Raw genomic sequence first — 16,662 nt, 5'->3', positions numbered from 1 at the left:
AAGATAAGGAATTTAATATTATGCGAACGAGAGTTATTACCGCAGTAGTTGCATTGGCGATCTTCTTGCCAATTGTTTTTGCTGGTGGCATTTGGATTCAAATTTTGGCAGCCGCTTTGGCTGTGATTGCAACGAGCGAAATTGTACTAATGCGACGCACATTGCTCATTGATTTTGGAGCAATTCTAGCAATGGTTGGGGCAGCCGTGATGACGTTGCCACCCGAATTCATGTCAGCAATTGATGCACCTGTAATTATGCACCGATCAACGATGCTTTACATTTTCGTATTGTTGATGCTAGTTCATACGGTGTTGACTAAGAATAAGTTCACGTTTGAAGATGCTGGCGTCTTCACACTTGCGATGATGTATATTGGGCTTGGTTTCAACATGTTTGTGCAAGCACGATTTGCCGGACTTGGCTCACTCTTCTTTGTGTTATTGATTGTTTGGACAACTGACTCAGGGGCTTACATGATTGGTCGTAAAATTGGTAAGCACAAGCTTGCTCCAGCAATTAGTCCGAACAAGACTTGGGAAGGTTCAATTGGTGGAACTGTAAGTGCTGTTTTAGTTGCAGCCGTGTATGCTTACTTTGTACCGCTACATTACGGTTGGGCATTGATGGTATTGATTGCCGTCGTGATTTCAATTGCCGGACAATTTGGTGATTTGATTGAATCCGCTTTGAAGCGTTTCTACAAGGTCAAAGATTCAGGAACAATCCTTCCTGGTCATGGTGGTATTTTGGATCGCTTTGATTCAATGTTAATTGCATTCCCAGTCTTCTACTTGTTGGGTTGCATGTAATTTAAAATGAAAAAAGACATGGTGCATGGGCACCATGTCTTTTTATTTTGAAAGCATAATTTTTTATAAAGAACGCCATGTTCTGGGCGATAATATATTAAACTTGTCAGTAACAGTAATCTTTAGAGAAAATGGAGAGTATAATGCAGACATTAATAACGTTTATCCTTGTATTTGGTGTTATTGTCATGGTGCATGAATTTGGTCACTTCTTTTTTGCTAAAAAGGCAGGGGTTCGTGTGCGCGAATTTGCCATTGGCATGGGACCAAAATTATTCCAAAAACAATATAATGGTACGACTTATACCTTACGTATTCTGCCGGTTGGTGGGTATGTCCGAATGGCCAGTCGCGCTGAAGCTGAAGAAAATCCGCTCCAAGCCGGTATGACAGTGACGGTTGGTTTGACTGATCAAGTTGTCGATCAAATTAATTTATCGGATCAAGTTGAAATTATTGGTGGACGTCCATTTGTTGTGAATGATTTTGATTTAGTTGATGATTTGTATTTAGAAGGCTACTTTGAAGGCGATGCAACCATGACGCGTTTAGCGGTTGATCGTGACGCGACGATGATTGAACCGGATGGAACCGCGGTCTTAATTGCACCACGTGATACACAATTTGAATCGGCTAAACTTTGGCAACGTGCTTTAATTAACTTTGCCGGGCCAATGAATAACTTTTTGTTAACGATTATTTTATTCGTGGGGGTGGCCTTTGCGTTGCCAGGCGTGACCACTACGAACCTTGATCATGTGCAAAACCATTCAGCAGCGATGCAAGCTGGTTTGAAGTCAGGTGATCACATTGAAAAAATTGATGGCAAGCCAGTTAAATCATGGCAAGCCATGCAGACACAGGTCCAGATGTCGACATCTAAGAACTTAATGGTTACTTATCAGCGCGCTGGAAAAAGTCATGAAACAACTGTTACACCGCAGACTAAGACCGTTCAAGGTCAAAAAGTCCGACAAATCGGGGTGACACCAGCCATGACTAAAGCGCCAGGGGCGCGTTTAAATTATGCTTGGCAAGTGACTGTTCAATCGGTGACACAAATTTGGCACGCTATTATCGGGCTTTTCCAGAATTTCTCATTGAATAAGCTGGGTGGACCAGTTGCGATTTATAAGAATACGCAAACGGCTAGCGCCTTCGGGATTATCAGCGTGATTAGTTTTACAGCAATGCTGTCGATTAATTTGGGGATGATGAACTTGTTGCCTATTCCAGCCTTAGACGGAGGAAAACTCTTTTTAAACTTGTTGGAGGCGATTTTTAGGCGCCCAATTTCTGAAAAGTTTGAGCTTGGTTTGACTATGGCCGGAGCTGCATTGCTAGTGGTTTTGATGATTGCAGTAACCGGTAATGATCTCATGCGTTATTTTATTAAATAAATTGATATAAAAAAGTGATGTTCTCATAAGGACATCACTTTTTTAAGTAATTGGCGCAATTTTTAAGTTATATGGTAAGATATCTAAAAGAGTCGTTACAAGTTATTGCGAAAAAATAAGGGTTGGGGAAAATATGAAACAATCAAAAGTCTTTATTCCAACATTGCGTGAAGTTCCTGCTGATGCAGAAGTGATTTCACATCAAATGATGTTACGTGCCGGATATATTCGTCCGGTTTCAGCAGGTGTTTATGCTTACTTGCCACTTGCACAACGTGTGTTAAACAAAATTGAAGCGATTATCCGTGAAGAAATGGATCCAGCAGATGCTTCAGAAATGTTGAATCCAGTCTTGTTGCCAGCTGAATTATGGCAAGAATCAGGCCGATACGATACGTATGGACCAAACTTGTTCAAGTTGAAGAACCGTCACAATCGGGATATGATTCTTGGCCCAACACACGAAGAAACAATGACGCAATTGATTCGGGATGACATTAAGTCATATAAGCGTTTGCCATTATCTTTGTATCAAATCCAAACCAAGTTCCGTGATGAAAATCGACCTCGTTTTGGGTTGTTGCGTGGACGTGAATTTATGATGATGGATGCTTACTCATTTGCCGTTGATGAAGCGGGACTTGATGAGGCATACGATCAGATGGAAGCTGCCTTTGTCCGCATCCTAGATCGTGTTGGTCTTGATTATCGTGTGATTGTTGGGGATGCTGGAGCCATGGGTGGTTCAGATTCAAAGGAATTCTCAGCGCCTGCAGCAGCTGGTGAAGATGTCATTGCATACTCAGATGCTTCTGACTATGCGGCTAATTTAGAAATGGCTAAAGATTTATATGTACCAAACAAGTCACATGCTGCCCTGCTTGATTGCGAAAAAATTGCGACTCCCGAAGTCGAAACAATTGGTGAGTTAGCTGAATACTTGCAAACAACTCCAGACCAATTGGTTAAGAGTATTTTGATGTTTGCAGATGAACAACCAGTGTTGGCGCTAGTTCGTGGAGACTTTGAAGTAAACCCAGTCAAGATTCAACATGCTACTGGTGCTGAAGAAGTCCGTTTGGCAACGGAAGATGAAGCTGTAACCTTGCTTGGTGCTGGATTTGGTTCGTTGGGACCAGTCGGTGTCGGTGAAGACGTCAAGATTATTGCTGATGAATGGGTAACTGACATGGTTAACCTAACAGTTGGTGCCAATGAAGCTGGCTTCCATTTCTTGAATGCAAATATTGACCGCGACTTCCGCATTGATGAAGTTGCTGATATTCGTGTGGCACGTGAAGGCGACCCAGCCATTGATGGTAAGGGTAAGCTCCAGTTCACCTCTGGAATTGAAGTTGGACATATCTTTAAACTTGGTACACGTTACTCAAAGGCTTTGGGAGCACAAGTGCTTGACGCCAATGGACGTCAAACTGACGTCATCATGGGTAGCTATGGGATTGGTGTGTCACGTTTGCTATCTGCAATTGCTGAACAAAATGCCGATGAAAATGGACTTGCTTGGCCAAGCGAAGTTGCCCCATGGGATATTCACTTAGTGCCAATTAAATATAAGACAGAAGAACAACGTCAATTAACGGATACAATTAATCAAGATCTTGAAGCTGCAGGTTACTCAGTGCTTTTGGATGATCGTAACGAACGTCCAGGTGTTAAGTTTGCGGATTCTGATTTAATTGGTTTGCCAGTCCGAGTGACTGTCGGTAAAAAAGCTGATGAAGGCATCGTAGAAGTTAAGCTACGTAAGGCTGAAGAAAGCATTGAAGTCCGTGTTGAAGAATTAGCTAATACATTGGGGATTTTACTCGGTGGGGAAGCTGAACATACGAACTAACAATAAAATAAGAAAACCTAAGGAATCCCTTGGGTTTTTTTATTTTTCGATTACCTTGTTATAATAGAGTGAAATGAAAAGAGAATGGAGGCAACGGATGGCTTTATCAGCACAGGAACAATTTCAAACTTTACTCAAGCAGCTTGATTTTGAAACAATTCCAGAAAGCTTTAACGGCGCAGCCTTAGAAAAACTGGTTGTCCACAAAAAGTCACGTGTGTGGCAATTTAACTTTGCTTTTACGGCTTTACCACCAGTAGCCGATTTCGCTAATTTAGTGAACCGCATGCAGAGTACTTTTGCGTCGATTGCGCAGTGTAGTTATCAAATCACTTTGCAAACACAACCGGACTTAAATGAATTAGCTAGTTATTGGTCATGGGTTTTGCAGCAAACGACACAACGCTCGGGGGCTTTTCAAGGTGCCTTCTCACAAGTGATGCCACACGTCCAAGGTGACCATTTAGTATTGGTCTTTGCCAACCAAGCTTGGGCAAAGTATGCACAACAAACGGGAATGGCGATTATTAACGAACAATATCGTAAATTAGGGGTAAAGCATGATTTACCCGTTGATATTCAAGTTGATGAACAAAAAGCGGCCGAATCCGCAGCACAAATGGCAATGCAACGGGCACAACAAGAGCAAACCCTTGCGGAACAAGCCAAGGTCCAAATCGAACAAGCACAACAACAGCGCAAACAGTCAGCAAGTAGCAAGCCAGCCAAAGCAAATTCAGATCGTGCCATTGGTCGTAAAATGGCGAGTGATTTAGCAGCAACTCCGATGATTGAGATCGAAGAAGAAGAGCGTTCGGCAGTCATTGAAGGTTATATATTTGCATCTGAAGCACGAGAGTTAAAGTCTGGACGTCAATTAATTCAATTAAAGGTCACAGACTACACCAGTTCATTTATTGTGAAGAAATTTTCACGTGATGAGGATGAAGATGCCTTTTTTGAGAAGCTTAAGGTTGGTACGTGGCTTAAAGCCCGGGGGCCAATTCAACAAGATGACTACGCACGTGATTTGACGATGACGGCGTACGACATTGAAATTATTAATCATCCAAGTCGCAAAGACCCTTACGAAGGTGAAAAAAAGCGGGTTGAATTACATACACATTCTTTGATGTCGACGATGGATGCGACAAATAGTATTGGTGAGTATGTGAAGCAAGCGGCTGACTGGGGAATGGATGCAATTGCCATTACCGACACAGCGGGAGCGCAAGGTTTCCCAGAAGCGGCGACTTCGGCTGCTAAAAATGGCATTAAAATGCTGTATGGGGTTGAAGTGAATTTGGTGGAAGATGGTGAACCAATTGTTCTGAACCCACAGCATAAGGTGTTGGATGGTGCTGAATACGTGGTATTCGATATTGAAACAACGGGATTATCAGCTGCCTACGATCGCATTATTGAATTATCTGCAGTTAAGATGCAAAAAGGGAATGTTATTGCAGAATTCTCTGAGTTTATTGATCCTGGCTTTTCACTTAGCGAAACGACCGTGAATTTAACGTCCATTACTGATGCGGATGTCCAAGGTTCAAAGTCGGAAAAGCAAGTCTTGGAAGAGTTCCGAGAATTTTACGGGGATGATATTTTAGTTGGGCATAATGTAACTTTCGACGTTGGGTTTGTGAACGAGGCATTTGTTCGGTATGGTATGCCAACGATTACAAATTCAGTTATTGATACACTAACGTTTGCTCGTTTTCTATATCCAAACATGCGTTCATACCGTTTGAATACGTTAGCAAAACATTTCAATGTTAATTTGGAACACCATCATCGTGCCATTTATGATGCGGAAACGACTGGTCATTTGAATCAAATTTTCTTAGCGCAAGCAAAGAAAGACTATGATATTGAATATGCCGATCAACTCAATGATCACATGACTGAACATGATGCTTGGCGTCATGGACGGCCGAATAAAGCAGTCTTATTAGTGCAGCATCAACAAGGTGTTAAGAACCTCTATAAGCTGATTTCTGAAGCAAATACCAATTACTTTTATCGTGTTCCACGGGTACCACGTTCTTTGTTGAATAAATATCGGGATGGTTTGCTAGTTGGAACAGGGGATACGTCTGGCGAGTTCTGGGAAGCTTTGATGCAAAAAGGAATCGCTGAAGCAACTGAAAAAGCAAAGTACTACGATTATATTGAAATACATCCTTCGGCTAATTACGTACCAGCAATTGAAGCTGAGTTGATTCAAGATGAGGCACGTTTACGTGAGCTTATGCAACAAGCGGTAGCTATTGGTGAACAACTTGATAAACCTGTGGTTGTAACAGGGGATGTGCATTATTTGAACCCGGAAGACGGCATCTACCGAAAGGTCTTAATTAGCTCGCAAGGTGGAGCTAACCCACTTAATCGTTATAGTTTGCCGGATTTGCATTTCAGAACAACGCAAGAAGTTATGGATGATTTTGCCTGGATGGGACAGGAACAGGCTGAAAAGCTAGTCATTGATAATCCACACAAGATTGTTGATATGGTGGATGATGTTGAAGCAATTAAGTCGGGGAATTATCCGCCTAACATGCCGACAGCAGAAGAAGAAATTAAGCAACGAACATATGATACAGCACATGAAATGTATGGAAATCCATTGCCGTTAGTGATTGAAGCGCGTATTGAGCAGGAATTAAAATCGATTATCTCCAACGGGTTCTCGGTTATTTATTTGGTTGCGCAGCGGTTAGTGGCCAAATCAAACAAGGACGGTTACTTAGTTGGTTCACGTGGATCAGTTGGTTCGTCACTAGTCGCGCTTTTGATTGGTGTGACCGAAGTGAACGCTTTGCCACCACATTATCGTAGCGCCTCTGGTGATTATGTTGAATTTGCTGATCCGCGAAAATATGAATCAGGGTATGACTTGCCTGAAAAGTTTAGTCCTATTGATGGAACCCGTTTAATTGGGGATGGACACAATATCCCGTTCGCGACTTTCCTTGGGTTTAAGGGAAACAAGGTTCCGGATATTGATTTGAATTTCTCTGGTGACTACCAACCTTATGCTCACAATTATATGAAATCGTTATTTGGTGAGAATAATGTATTCCGTGCGGGAACTATCGCGACTGTGGCGGATAAGACTGCGTATGGTTATGCCAAGGCCTACGAACGCGAGAATGAACTTCACTTGCGCGGTGCAGAGATTGATCGATTGGCAACTGGTGCAACTGGTGTTAAACGAACAACTGGACAACACCCAGCGGGAATTCTAATTGTTCCTGATGATATGGAAATCTATGACTTCACACCAATTCAATTTCCGGCGGATGACCTCTCGGCGACATGGAAAACGACTCACTTTGATTTCCATTCAATTCACGATAATATTTTGAAGATGGATATTTTGGGACATGATGATCCAACGATGATTCGTGCCCTACAAGATATGTCAGGAATTGATCCCCACACGATTCCAATGGATGACCCGGGTGTCATGAGTCTTTTCTCATCACCTGAAGTTTTGGGTGTGACCGAAGAGCAAATCATGTCTAAAACTGGGACTTTAGGTGTGCCAGAATTTGGAACGGCATTCGTTCGAGGCATGTTGGAAGAGACGCATCCAAAGAATTATTCTGAGTTGTTGCAGATTTCAGGGCTTTCACACGGAACTGATGTGTGGCGTGGAAATGCGGATGAATTGATTAAGGATGGCGTTGCCAATATTGGAACGGTTATTGGAACGCGTGACAAGATTATGACCGACTTAATTAATTATGGTGTACAACCTGAATCGGCCTTTCAGATTATGGAAAAGGTACGTAAAGGAAAAGGTGTGTCTGAAGAGTACCAGGCTGAAATGCGGGAAGCGGGTGTTCCAGAATGGTATATTGAGTCTTGTTTCAAGATTAGGTACATGTTCCCCCGTGCGCACGCGGCGGCATATGTCTTAATGGCGTTACGTATCGCATACTACAAGGTTTATTTCCCAATGTTGTATTACGCAGCTTATTTCTCAGTGCGGGCAACTAACTTTGATATTGTTGCGATGTCACGTGGATTGAATTCAACGAAATCTAAGATTCAAGAAATTAAGCAACAAGGAAATGATGCTTCTGCTAAAGATAAAGATTTGCTAACCGTATTGGAAATTGCCAATGAAGCTTTAGAGCGGGGTTACGATTTTAGTATGGTTGATTTGTATAAATCAGATTCAGAACAATGGATTATTGAAGGGAATACCTTAATTGCGCCATTTAATTCAGTACCTGGCTTAGGTGATAACGTTGCGAAGCGTATTGTTGCAGCACGTGCTGAAGGTGAATTCTTATCCAAGGAAGATCTTGCACAACGTGGTGGCGTGTCCAAGACGCTCATGGATTTCTTTAATGAGAACGGCGTACTAACAGGTATGCCAGACGAAAATCAACTTGCATTGTTTTAAAAAAGTCGGCCTTGGCCGGCTTTTTTATTGTTCAGGAAAATCATTTAAAAATAAGTAGTTGACGAACATTCGGTTTAGGCTTATAGTAATAAATGTTGTTAAAGCAATTCGAAATGTTCAAAAAACAGCGAAAAAAAGTTGTTGACATTCTGCTTAGCAATCTGTATTATTAATCAAGTTGAGTCGTTGGTAAAACAACTTCTTGGTAAATACAAGTAGATCATTGAAAACTGAATATCGTTTCGATATAAACAAATGTGTAGGGTCACCAAATTTATTTGGTGCAAACATTTGCGAAGTCAATTCGCTAGTAAATTCGTTTAACAATCTGTTAAACAACAAAAAGAAAAATTGAGTAATATCAAGCTTTTGAAATCTTTCTTCATTTATGAAGTAAGTACAAAATGAGAGTTTGATCCTGGCTCAGGATGAACGCTGGCGGCGTGCCTAATACATGCAAGTCGAACGCTTTGTGGTCCAACTGATTTGAAGAGCTTGCTCAGATATGACGATGGACATTGCAAAGAGTGGCGAACGGGTGAGTAACACGTGGGAAACCTACCTCTTAGCAGGGGATAACACTTGGAAACAAGTGCTAATACCGTATAACACTAATAACCGCATGGTTATTAGTTAAAAGATGGTCTTGCTATCACTAAGAGATGGTCCCGCGGTGTATTAGCTAGTTGGTAAGGTAATGGCTTACCAAGGCAATGATACATAGCCGAGTTGAGAGACTGATCGGCCACAATGGGACTGAGACACGGCCCATACTCCTACGGGAGGCAGCAGTAGGGAATCTTCCACAATGGACGAAAGTCTGATGGAGCAACGCCGCGTGTGTGATGAAGGGTTTCGGCTCGTAAAACACTGTTGTAAGAGAAGAATAACATTGAGAGTAACTGTTCAGTGTGTGACGGTATCTTACCAGAAAGGAACGGCTAAATACGTGCCAGCAGCCGCGGTAATACGTATGTTCCAAGCGTTATCCGGATTTATTGGGCGTAAAGCGAGCGCAGACGGTTATTTAAGTCCGAAGTGAAAGCCCACAGCTTAACTGTGGAAGTGCTTTGGAAACTGGATAACTTGAGTGCAGTAGAGGAGAGTGGAACTCCATGTGTAGCGGTGAAATGCGTAGATATATGGAAGAACACCAGTGGCGAAGGCGGCTCTCTGGACTGTAACTGACGTTGAGGCTCGAAAGTGTGGGTAGCAAACAGGATTAGATACCCTGGTAGTCCACACCGTAAACGATGAGTGCTAGATGTTTGAGGGTTTCCGCCCTTAAGTGTCGCAGCTAACGCATTAAGCACTCCGCCTGGGGAGTACGACCGCAAGGTTGAAACTCAAAGGAATTGACGGGGACCCGCACAAGCGGTGGAGCATGTGGTTTAATTCGAAGCAACGCGAAGAACCTTACCAGGTCTTGACATCCTTTGACCACTTCAGAGATGAAGCTTTCCCTTCGGGGACAAAGTGACAGGTGGTGCATGGTTGTCGTCAGCTCGTGTCGTGAGATGTTGGGTTAAGTCCCGCAACGAGCGCAACCCTTATTACTAGTTGCCAGCATTTAGTTGGGCACTCTAGTGAGACTGCCGGTGACAAACCGGAGGAAGGTGGGGATGACGTCAAATCATCATGCCCCTTATGACCTGGGCTACACACGTGCTACAATGGCAAGTACAACGAGCAGCTAACCCGCGAGGGTACGCGAATCTCTTAAAACTTGTCTCAGTTCGGATTGTAGGCTGCAACTCGCCTACATGAAGTCGGAATCGCTAGTAATCGCGGATCAGCACGCCGCGGTGAATACGTTCCCGGGTCTTGTACACACCGCCCGTCACACCATGAGAGTTTGTAACACCCAAAGCCGGTGAGGTAACCTTTTAGGAGCCAACCGTCTAAGGTGGGACAGATGATTAGGGTGAAGTCGTAACAAGGTAGCCGTAGGAGAACCTGCGGCTGGATCACCTCCTTTCTAAGGAAAATCGGAAGCCTACATATTTGCGTTGAAACGATATTCAGTTTTGAGTGGTTTACACTCATATTAATATCCCATGGGGAATTAGCTCAGCTGGGAGAGCACCTGCTTTGCAAGCAGGGGGTCAGCGGTTCGATCCCGCTATTCTCCATTGTAACCTTCGGGTTACAGAGACTTAGTTCTTTGAAAACTGAATCATATTTAAATTTTAAATTCATTTCAATTAATTATTATAATTAAATTGAGCCGAAAAAATACACCGCGTAATTTTTTGAGTTTTTTAAATTAGTTTAAATCGCTTGTGGCCTTTGAGCCACAATACTCAAACTTGAATCATCAACGCAAGTTGATAGGTTAAGTTATTAAGGGCGCATGGTGAATGCCTTGGCACTAGGAGCCGATGAAGGACGGGACTAACACCGATATGCTTCGGGGAGCTGTAAGTAAGCTTTGATCCGGAGATTTCCGAATGGGGAAACCCAACTTGTTTATACAAGTTATCATTTAGTGAATACATAGCTAAATTGAAGGTAGACGTTGTGAACTGAAACATCTCATTAGCAACAGGAATAGAAAGAAAAATCGATTCCGACAGTAGCGGCGAGCGAAATCGGAAGAGCCCAAACCAACGTGCTTGCATGTTGGGGTTGTAGGACTACCATTGTGGAGTTACAAAATTGTTTATTAGCAGAATCAGCTGGGAAGCTGAGCGAGACAGGGTGATAGCCCCGTATGCGAAAGTAAGCAATCTCCCGTGTAGGATCCTGAGTACGGCCGGACACGTGAAATCCGGTCGGAATCCGCGAGGACCATCTCGCAAGGCTAAATACTCCCTAGTGACCGATAGTGAACCAGTACCGTGAGGGAAAGGTGAAAAGCACCCCGGAAGGGGAGTGAAAAAGTTCCTGAAACCATGTGCCTACAAGAAGTTAGAGCCCGTTAATGGGTGATAGCGTGCCTTTTGTAGAATGAACCGGCGAGTTACGATAACATGCAAGGTTAAGGTGGAAAGACCGGAGCCGTAGCGAAAGCGAGTCTGAAATGGGCGCTTAAGTATGTTGTTGTAGACCCGAAACCAGGTGACCTACCCATGTCCAGGGTGAAGATGCGGTAAAGCGCATTGGAGGCCCGAACCCGTACATGTTGAAAAATGTTGGGATGAGGTGTGGGTAGCGGTGAAATTCCAATCGAACTTGGAGATAGCTGGTTCTCTCCGAAATAGCTTTAGGGCTAGCCTCGGAATGAAGCGTGTTGGAGGTAGAGCACTGTTTTGGTGCGGGGCCCATCTAGGGTTACCAAATTAAGATAAACTCCGAATGCCAATCACGTATGTCCGGGAGTCAGACAGTGAGTGATAAGATCCATTGTCGAAAGGGGAACAGCCCAGATCGTCAGTTAAGGTCCCTAAGTGTGTGTTAAGTGGAAAAGGAAGTGGAGTTGCATAGACAACTAGGATGTTGGCTCAGAAGCAGCCACCATTTAAAGAGTGCGTAATAGCTCACTAGTCGAGTGATTCTGCACCGAAAATGTACCGGGGCTAAACACACCACCGAAACTACGGGTGCCACGTAAGTGGCGCGATAGGAGAGCGTTCTATGGGCGATGAAGTCAGACCGTGAGGACTGGTGGAGCGCATAGAAGTGAGAATGCCGGTATGAGTAGCGAAAGACAGGTGAGAATCCTGTCCACCGTATGACTAAGGTTTCCTGGGGAAGGCTCGTCCTCCCAGGGTTAGTCGGGACCTAAGGCGAGGCTGAGAAGCGTAGTCGATGGATAACAGGTTGAGATTCCTGTACCAGGTGAACATGTTTGAACGATGGAGGGACGCAGAAGGCTAACGGATCCCAGCTGATGGATATGCTGGGTTAAATAACAAGTCTTGAGTTGAGTTAAATGCTTGACTCTTTAAGGACAAGTTATGATGAGGACCGAAATAAAGTAGGGAAGTCCGCCATGTCACGCTGCCAAGAAAAGCTTCTAGTTAGTGTTTACCTGCCCGTACCGCAAACCAACACAGGTAGTCGAGGAGAGCATCCTAAGGTGAGCGAGTGAACTCTCGTTAAGGAACTCGGCAAAATGACCCCGTAACTTCGGGAGAAGGGGTGCTCAGCGAAAGCTGAGCCGCAGTGAATAGGCCCAGGCGACTGTTTATCAAAAACACAGGTTTCTGCAAAATCGTAAGATGACGTATAGGGGCTGACGCCTGCCCGGTGCTGGAAGGTTAAAAGGAGTGCTTAGCGCAAGCGAAGGTATGAATTGAAGCCCCAGTAAACGGCGGCCGTAACTATAACGGTCCTAAGGTAGCGAAATTCCTTGTCGGGTAAGTTCCGACCCGCACGAAAGGCGTAACGATCTGGGCACTGTCTCAACGAGAGACTCGGTGAAATTTAAAGACCCGTGAAGATGCGGGTTACCCGCGACAGGACGGAAAGACCCCATGGAGCTTTACTGTAGCTTGATATTGAGTGTTTGTGCAGCTTGTACAGCATAGGTAGGAGCCGTTGAAGTCGGAACGCTAGTTTCGATGGAGGCACAGGTGGGATACTACCCTCGTTGTATGACCACTCTAACTCACACCACTAAGCGTGGTGGAAGACAGTGTCTGGCAGGCAGTTTGACTGGGGCGGTCGCCTCCTAAAAGGTAACGGAGGCGCCCAAAGGTTCTCTCAGAATGGTTGGAAATCATTCGCAGAGTGTAAAGGCACAAGAGAGCTTGACTGTGAGACTGACTAGTCGAGCAGGTACGAAAGTAGGGCTTAGTGATCCGGTGGTTCCGCATGGAAGGGCCATCGCTCAACGGATAAAAGCTACCCTGGGGATAACAGGCTTATCTCCCCCAAGAGTCCACATCGACGGGGAGGTTTGGCACCTCGATGTCGGCTCATCGCATCCTGGGGCTGTAGTCGGTCCCAAGGGTTGGGCTGTTCGCCCATTAAAGCGGTACGCGAGCTGGGTTCAGAACGTCGTGAGACAGTTCGGTCCCTATCCGTCGCGGGCGTAGGAAATTTGAGAGGAGTTGCCCTTAGTACGAGAGGACCGGGGTGAACGTACCTCTGGTGTATCAGTTGTTCCGCCAGGAGCATCGCTGAGTAGCTATGTACGGATGAGATAAACGCTGAAAGCATCTAAGTGTGAAACTCGCCTCGAGATGAGATTTCCCATTCTTTATGAAGTAAGACCCCTTGTAGATGACAAGGTAGATAGGCTAGAAGTGGAAGTGCGGCGACGCATGGAGCGGACTAGTACTAATGGTTCGAGGACTTAACCAAGTTGAACAAAACGTTGGTGTACGGTTCAATTAATGAAATGAAAATAAGATACAAAATATGATTCAGTTTTGAGAGACGTAAGTCTCATCAACACCGTGTTGTGATGATGGCATTGAGGTCACACCTGTTCCCATACCGAACACAGAAGTTAAGCTCAATAGCGCCGAAAGTAGTTGGAGGATCTCTTCCTGCGAGGATAGGACGTCGCAATGCAAACGAAAGTCGCCAGAAATGGTGGCTTTTTTTGTGTATAAATTTAAATTAACCCAGAAAAAAACCTATACATTACTGTATAGGTTGGACAAAACTAGAGTAAGATTTCAAATTCTAAGTTATTATATTGATCACGTTCACGAATTTGTCGGTAACCGAAGGTCTGTTCATGTCGAGCTAATAAATCAGTGGACCAAGTTATCTGTTTTTCAGAGTTTGCAAACATGTTTTCTTTTAGGCGATTAACCAATGCTAGAAATTTAGTGGCATTGTCAGACGGAATTGACATGTATAAACGTTCATCGTTTCCATATTTTTTTGAGATACGCTTAAGTGTGACGTTCATTACTTGTCGCGTATAAGCTGGATTACGGTTTAAACGCACGCTTACATTGATATGATTATAGTGATTATTACGACTATACTGTAAAACGTTTGCTAAAAATGTTTCTCCATTAATTTGTTCTGCTTTTTGAGTCATTGAACTGTCCTTTTTATCTTTTAAGATTATATTAGATAAGTATAGCACGGAAAATTAATTTACGATATTACTAAAAAAAGCTTGCTTTTTAATCTTGCTAAGGGTAATATAAATAAGTCGTCAAGTGGTCGAGTTACTTCTGTTTGACGGTAAAAACATTTATTAAAAAGTTGTTGACAATTCAAATTGAAGTGTGTATTATTAATTAAGTTGAGTCGTTGGTAAAATAACTTCTTGGTAAATACAAGTAGATCATTGAAAACTGAATATCGTTTCGATATAAACAAATGTGTAGGGTCACCAAATTTATTTGGTGCAAACATTTGCGAAGTCAATTCGCTAGTAAATTCGTTTAACAATCTGTTAAACAACAAAAAGAAAAATTGAGTAATATCAAGCTTTTGAAATCTTTCTTCATTTATGAAGTAAGTACAAAATGAGAGTTTGATCCTGGCTCAGGATGAACGCTGGCGGCGTGCCTAATACATGCAAGTCGAACGCTTTGTGGTCCAACTGATTTGAAGAGCTTGCTCAGATATGACGATGGACATTGCAAAGAGTGGCGAACGGGTGAGTAACACGTGGGAAACCTACCTCTTAGCAGGGGATAACACTTGGAAACAAGTGCTAATACCGTATAACACTAATAACCGCATGGTTATTAGTTAAAAGATGGTCTTGCTATCACTAAGAGATGGTCCCGCGGTGTATTAGCTAGTTGGTAAGGTAATGGCTTACCAAGGCAATGATACATAGCCGAGTTGAGAGACTGATCGGCCACAATGGGACTGAGACACGGCCCATACTCCTACGGGAGGCAGCAGTAGGGAATCTTCCACAATGGACGAAAGTCTGATGGAGCAACGCCGCGTGTGTGATGAAGGGTTTCGGCTCGTAAAACACTGTTGTAAGAGAAGAATGACATTGAGAGTAACTGTTCAGTGTGTGACGGTATCTTACCAGAAAGGAACGGCTAAATACGTGCCAGCAGCCGCGGTAATACGTATGTTCCAAGCGTTATCCGGATTTATTGGGCGTAAAGCGAGCGCAGACGGTTATTTAAGTCCGAAGTGAAAGCCCACAGCTTAACTGTGGAAGTGCTTTGGAAACTGGATAACTTGAGTGCAGTAGAGGAGAGTGGAACTCCATGTGTAGCGGTGAAATGCGTAGATATATGGAAGAACACCAGTGGCGAAGGCGGCTCTCTGGACTGTAACTGACGTTGAGGCTCGAAAGTGTGGGTAGCAAACAGGATTAGATACCCTGGTAGTCCACACCGTAAACGATGAGTGCTAGATGTTTGAGGGTTTCCGCCCTTAAGTGTCGCAGCTAACGCATTAAGCACTCCGCCTGGGGAGTACGACCGCAAGGTTGAAACTCAAAGGAATTGACGGGGACCCGCACAAGCGGTGGAGCATGTGGTTTAATTCGAAGCAACGCGAAGAACCTTACCAGGTCTTGACATCCTTTGACCACTTCAGAGATGAAGCTTTCCCTTCGGGGACAAAGTGACAGGTGGTGCATGGTTGTCGTCAGCTCGTGTCGTGAGATGTTGGGTTAAGTCCCGCAACGAGCGCAACCCTTATTACTAGTTGCCAGCATTTAGTTGGGCACTCTAGTGAGACTGCCGGTGACAAACCGGAGGAAGGTGGGGATGACGTCAAATCATCATGCCCCTTATGACCTGGGCTACACACGTGCTACAATGGCAAGTACAACGAGCAGCTAACCCGCGAGGGTACGCGAATCTCTTAAAACTTGTCTCAGTTCGGATTGTAGGCTGCAACTCGCCTACATGAAGTCGGAATCGCTAGTAATCGCGGATCAGCACGCCGCGGTGAATACGTTCCCGGGTCTTGTACACACCGCCCGTCACACCATGAGAGTTTGTAACACCCAAAGCCGGTGAGGTAACCTTTTAGGAGCCAACCGTCTAAGGTGGGACAGATGATTAGGGTGAAGTCGTAACAAGGTAGCCGTAGGAGAACCTGCGGCTGGATCACCTCCTTTCTAAGGAAAATCGGAAGCCTACATATTTGCGTTGAAACGATATTCAGTTTTGAGTGGTTTACACTCATATTAATATCCCATGGGGAATTAGCTCAGCTGGGAGAGCACCTGCTTTGCAAGCAGGGGGTCAGCGGTTCGATCCCGCTATTCTCCATTGTAACCTTCGGGTTACAGAGACTTAGTTCTTTGAAAACTGAATCATATTTAAATTTTAAATTCAT

The 16,662-nt window shown here is 44.0% G+C and carries 5 protein-coding genes, 2 tRNA genes and 4 rRNA genes; 10 read left to right on the top strand and 1 reads right to left on the bottom strand.

Annotation, left to right across the window (positions count from 1 at the left end; all coding sequences use genetic code 11):
• The first annotated feature begins 20 nt into the window (after positions 1–20).
• The 8 genes from IE337_RS06830 to rrf all read left to right on the top strand — a co-directional run bounded on the left by IE337_RS06830 (position 21) and on the right by rrf (position 13,950).
• The gene (locus IE337_RS06830) at positions 21–812 is read left to right on the top strand and encodes a phosphatidate cytidylyltransferase (protein ID WP_057746585.1); all 792 of its coding nucleotides are present in this window, start codon (positions 21–23) and stop codon (positions 810–812) included.
• Between the two features lie 143 nt (positions 813–955).
• Entirely contained in the window at positions 956–2,212 is a 1,257-nt protein-coding gene (gene rseP, locus IE337_RS06825) for an RIP metalloprotease RseP (RefSeq protein WP_191136256.1), read from the top strand.
• 133 nt (positions 2,213–2,345) lie between these two features.
• Positions 2,346–4,067, top strand: coding sequence for a proline--tRNA ligase (locus IE337_RS06820; RefSeq protein ID WP_057746579.1), 1,722 nt, complete (start codon positions 2,346–2,348; stop codon positions 4,065–4,067).
• Positions 4,068–4,164: 97 nt separating this feature from the next.
• The gene (locus tag IE337_RS06815) at positions 4,165–8,487 is read left to right on the top strand and encodes a PolC-type DNA polymerase III (protein ID WP_191136255.1); all 4,323 of its coding nucleotides are present in this window, start codon (positions 4,165–4,167) and stop codon (positions 8,485–8,487) included.
• 400 nt (positions 8,488–8,887) lie between these two features.
• A 16S ribosomal RNA gene (locus tag IE337_RS06810) occupies positions 8,888–10,465 on the top strand.
• A gap of 81 nt (positions 10,466–10,546) precedes the next feature.
• Positions 10,547–10,619, top strand: a tRNA-Ala gene (locus IE337_RS06805).
• Positions 10,620–10,820: 201 nt separating this feature from the next.
• Positions 10,821–13,737 (top strand): 23S ribosomal RNA (locus IE337_RS06800).
• A gap of 96 nt (positions 13,738–13,833) precedes the next feature.
• Positions 13,834–13,950, top strand: a 5S ribosomal RNA gene (gene rrf / locus IE337_RS06795).
• Between the two features lie 94 nt (positions 13,951–14,044).
• Here rrf and IE337_RS06790 read toward each other — a convergent pair.
• Entirely contained in the window at positions 14,045–14,431 is a 387-nt protein-coding gene (locus IE337_RS06790) for a hypothetical protein (RefSeq protein ID WP_191136254.1), read from the bottom strand.
• Positions 14,432–14,863: 432 nt separating this feature from the next.
• Here IE337_RS06790 and IE337_RS06785 point away from each other — a divergent pair.
• A 16S ribosomal RNA gene (locus IE337_RS06785) occupies positions 14,864–16,441 on the top strand.
• The 16S, 23S and 5S rRNA genes sit together here with 2 tRNA genes alongside, the layout of an rRNA operon.
• A gap of 81 nt (positions 16,442–16,522) precedes the next feature.
• Positions 16,523–16,595: transfer RNA gene (locus IE337_RS06780), tRNA-Ala, on the top strand.
• Positions 16,596–16,662 lie beyond the last annotated feature (67 nt).

This window comes from Weissella viridescens (assembly GCF_014789145.1).
GTDB classification, from domain to species: domain Bacteria; phylum Bacillota; class Bacilli; order Lactobacillales; family Lactobacillaceae; genus Weissella; species Weissella viridescens.
The sequence above is the reverse complement of the archived record's forward strand: the minus strand, read 5'-3'. Positions and strand labels throughout refer to the sequence as shown.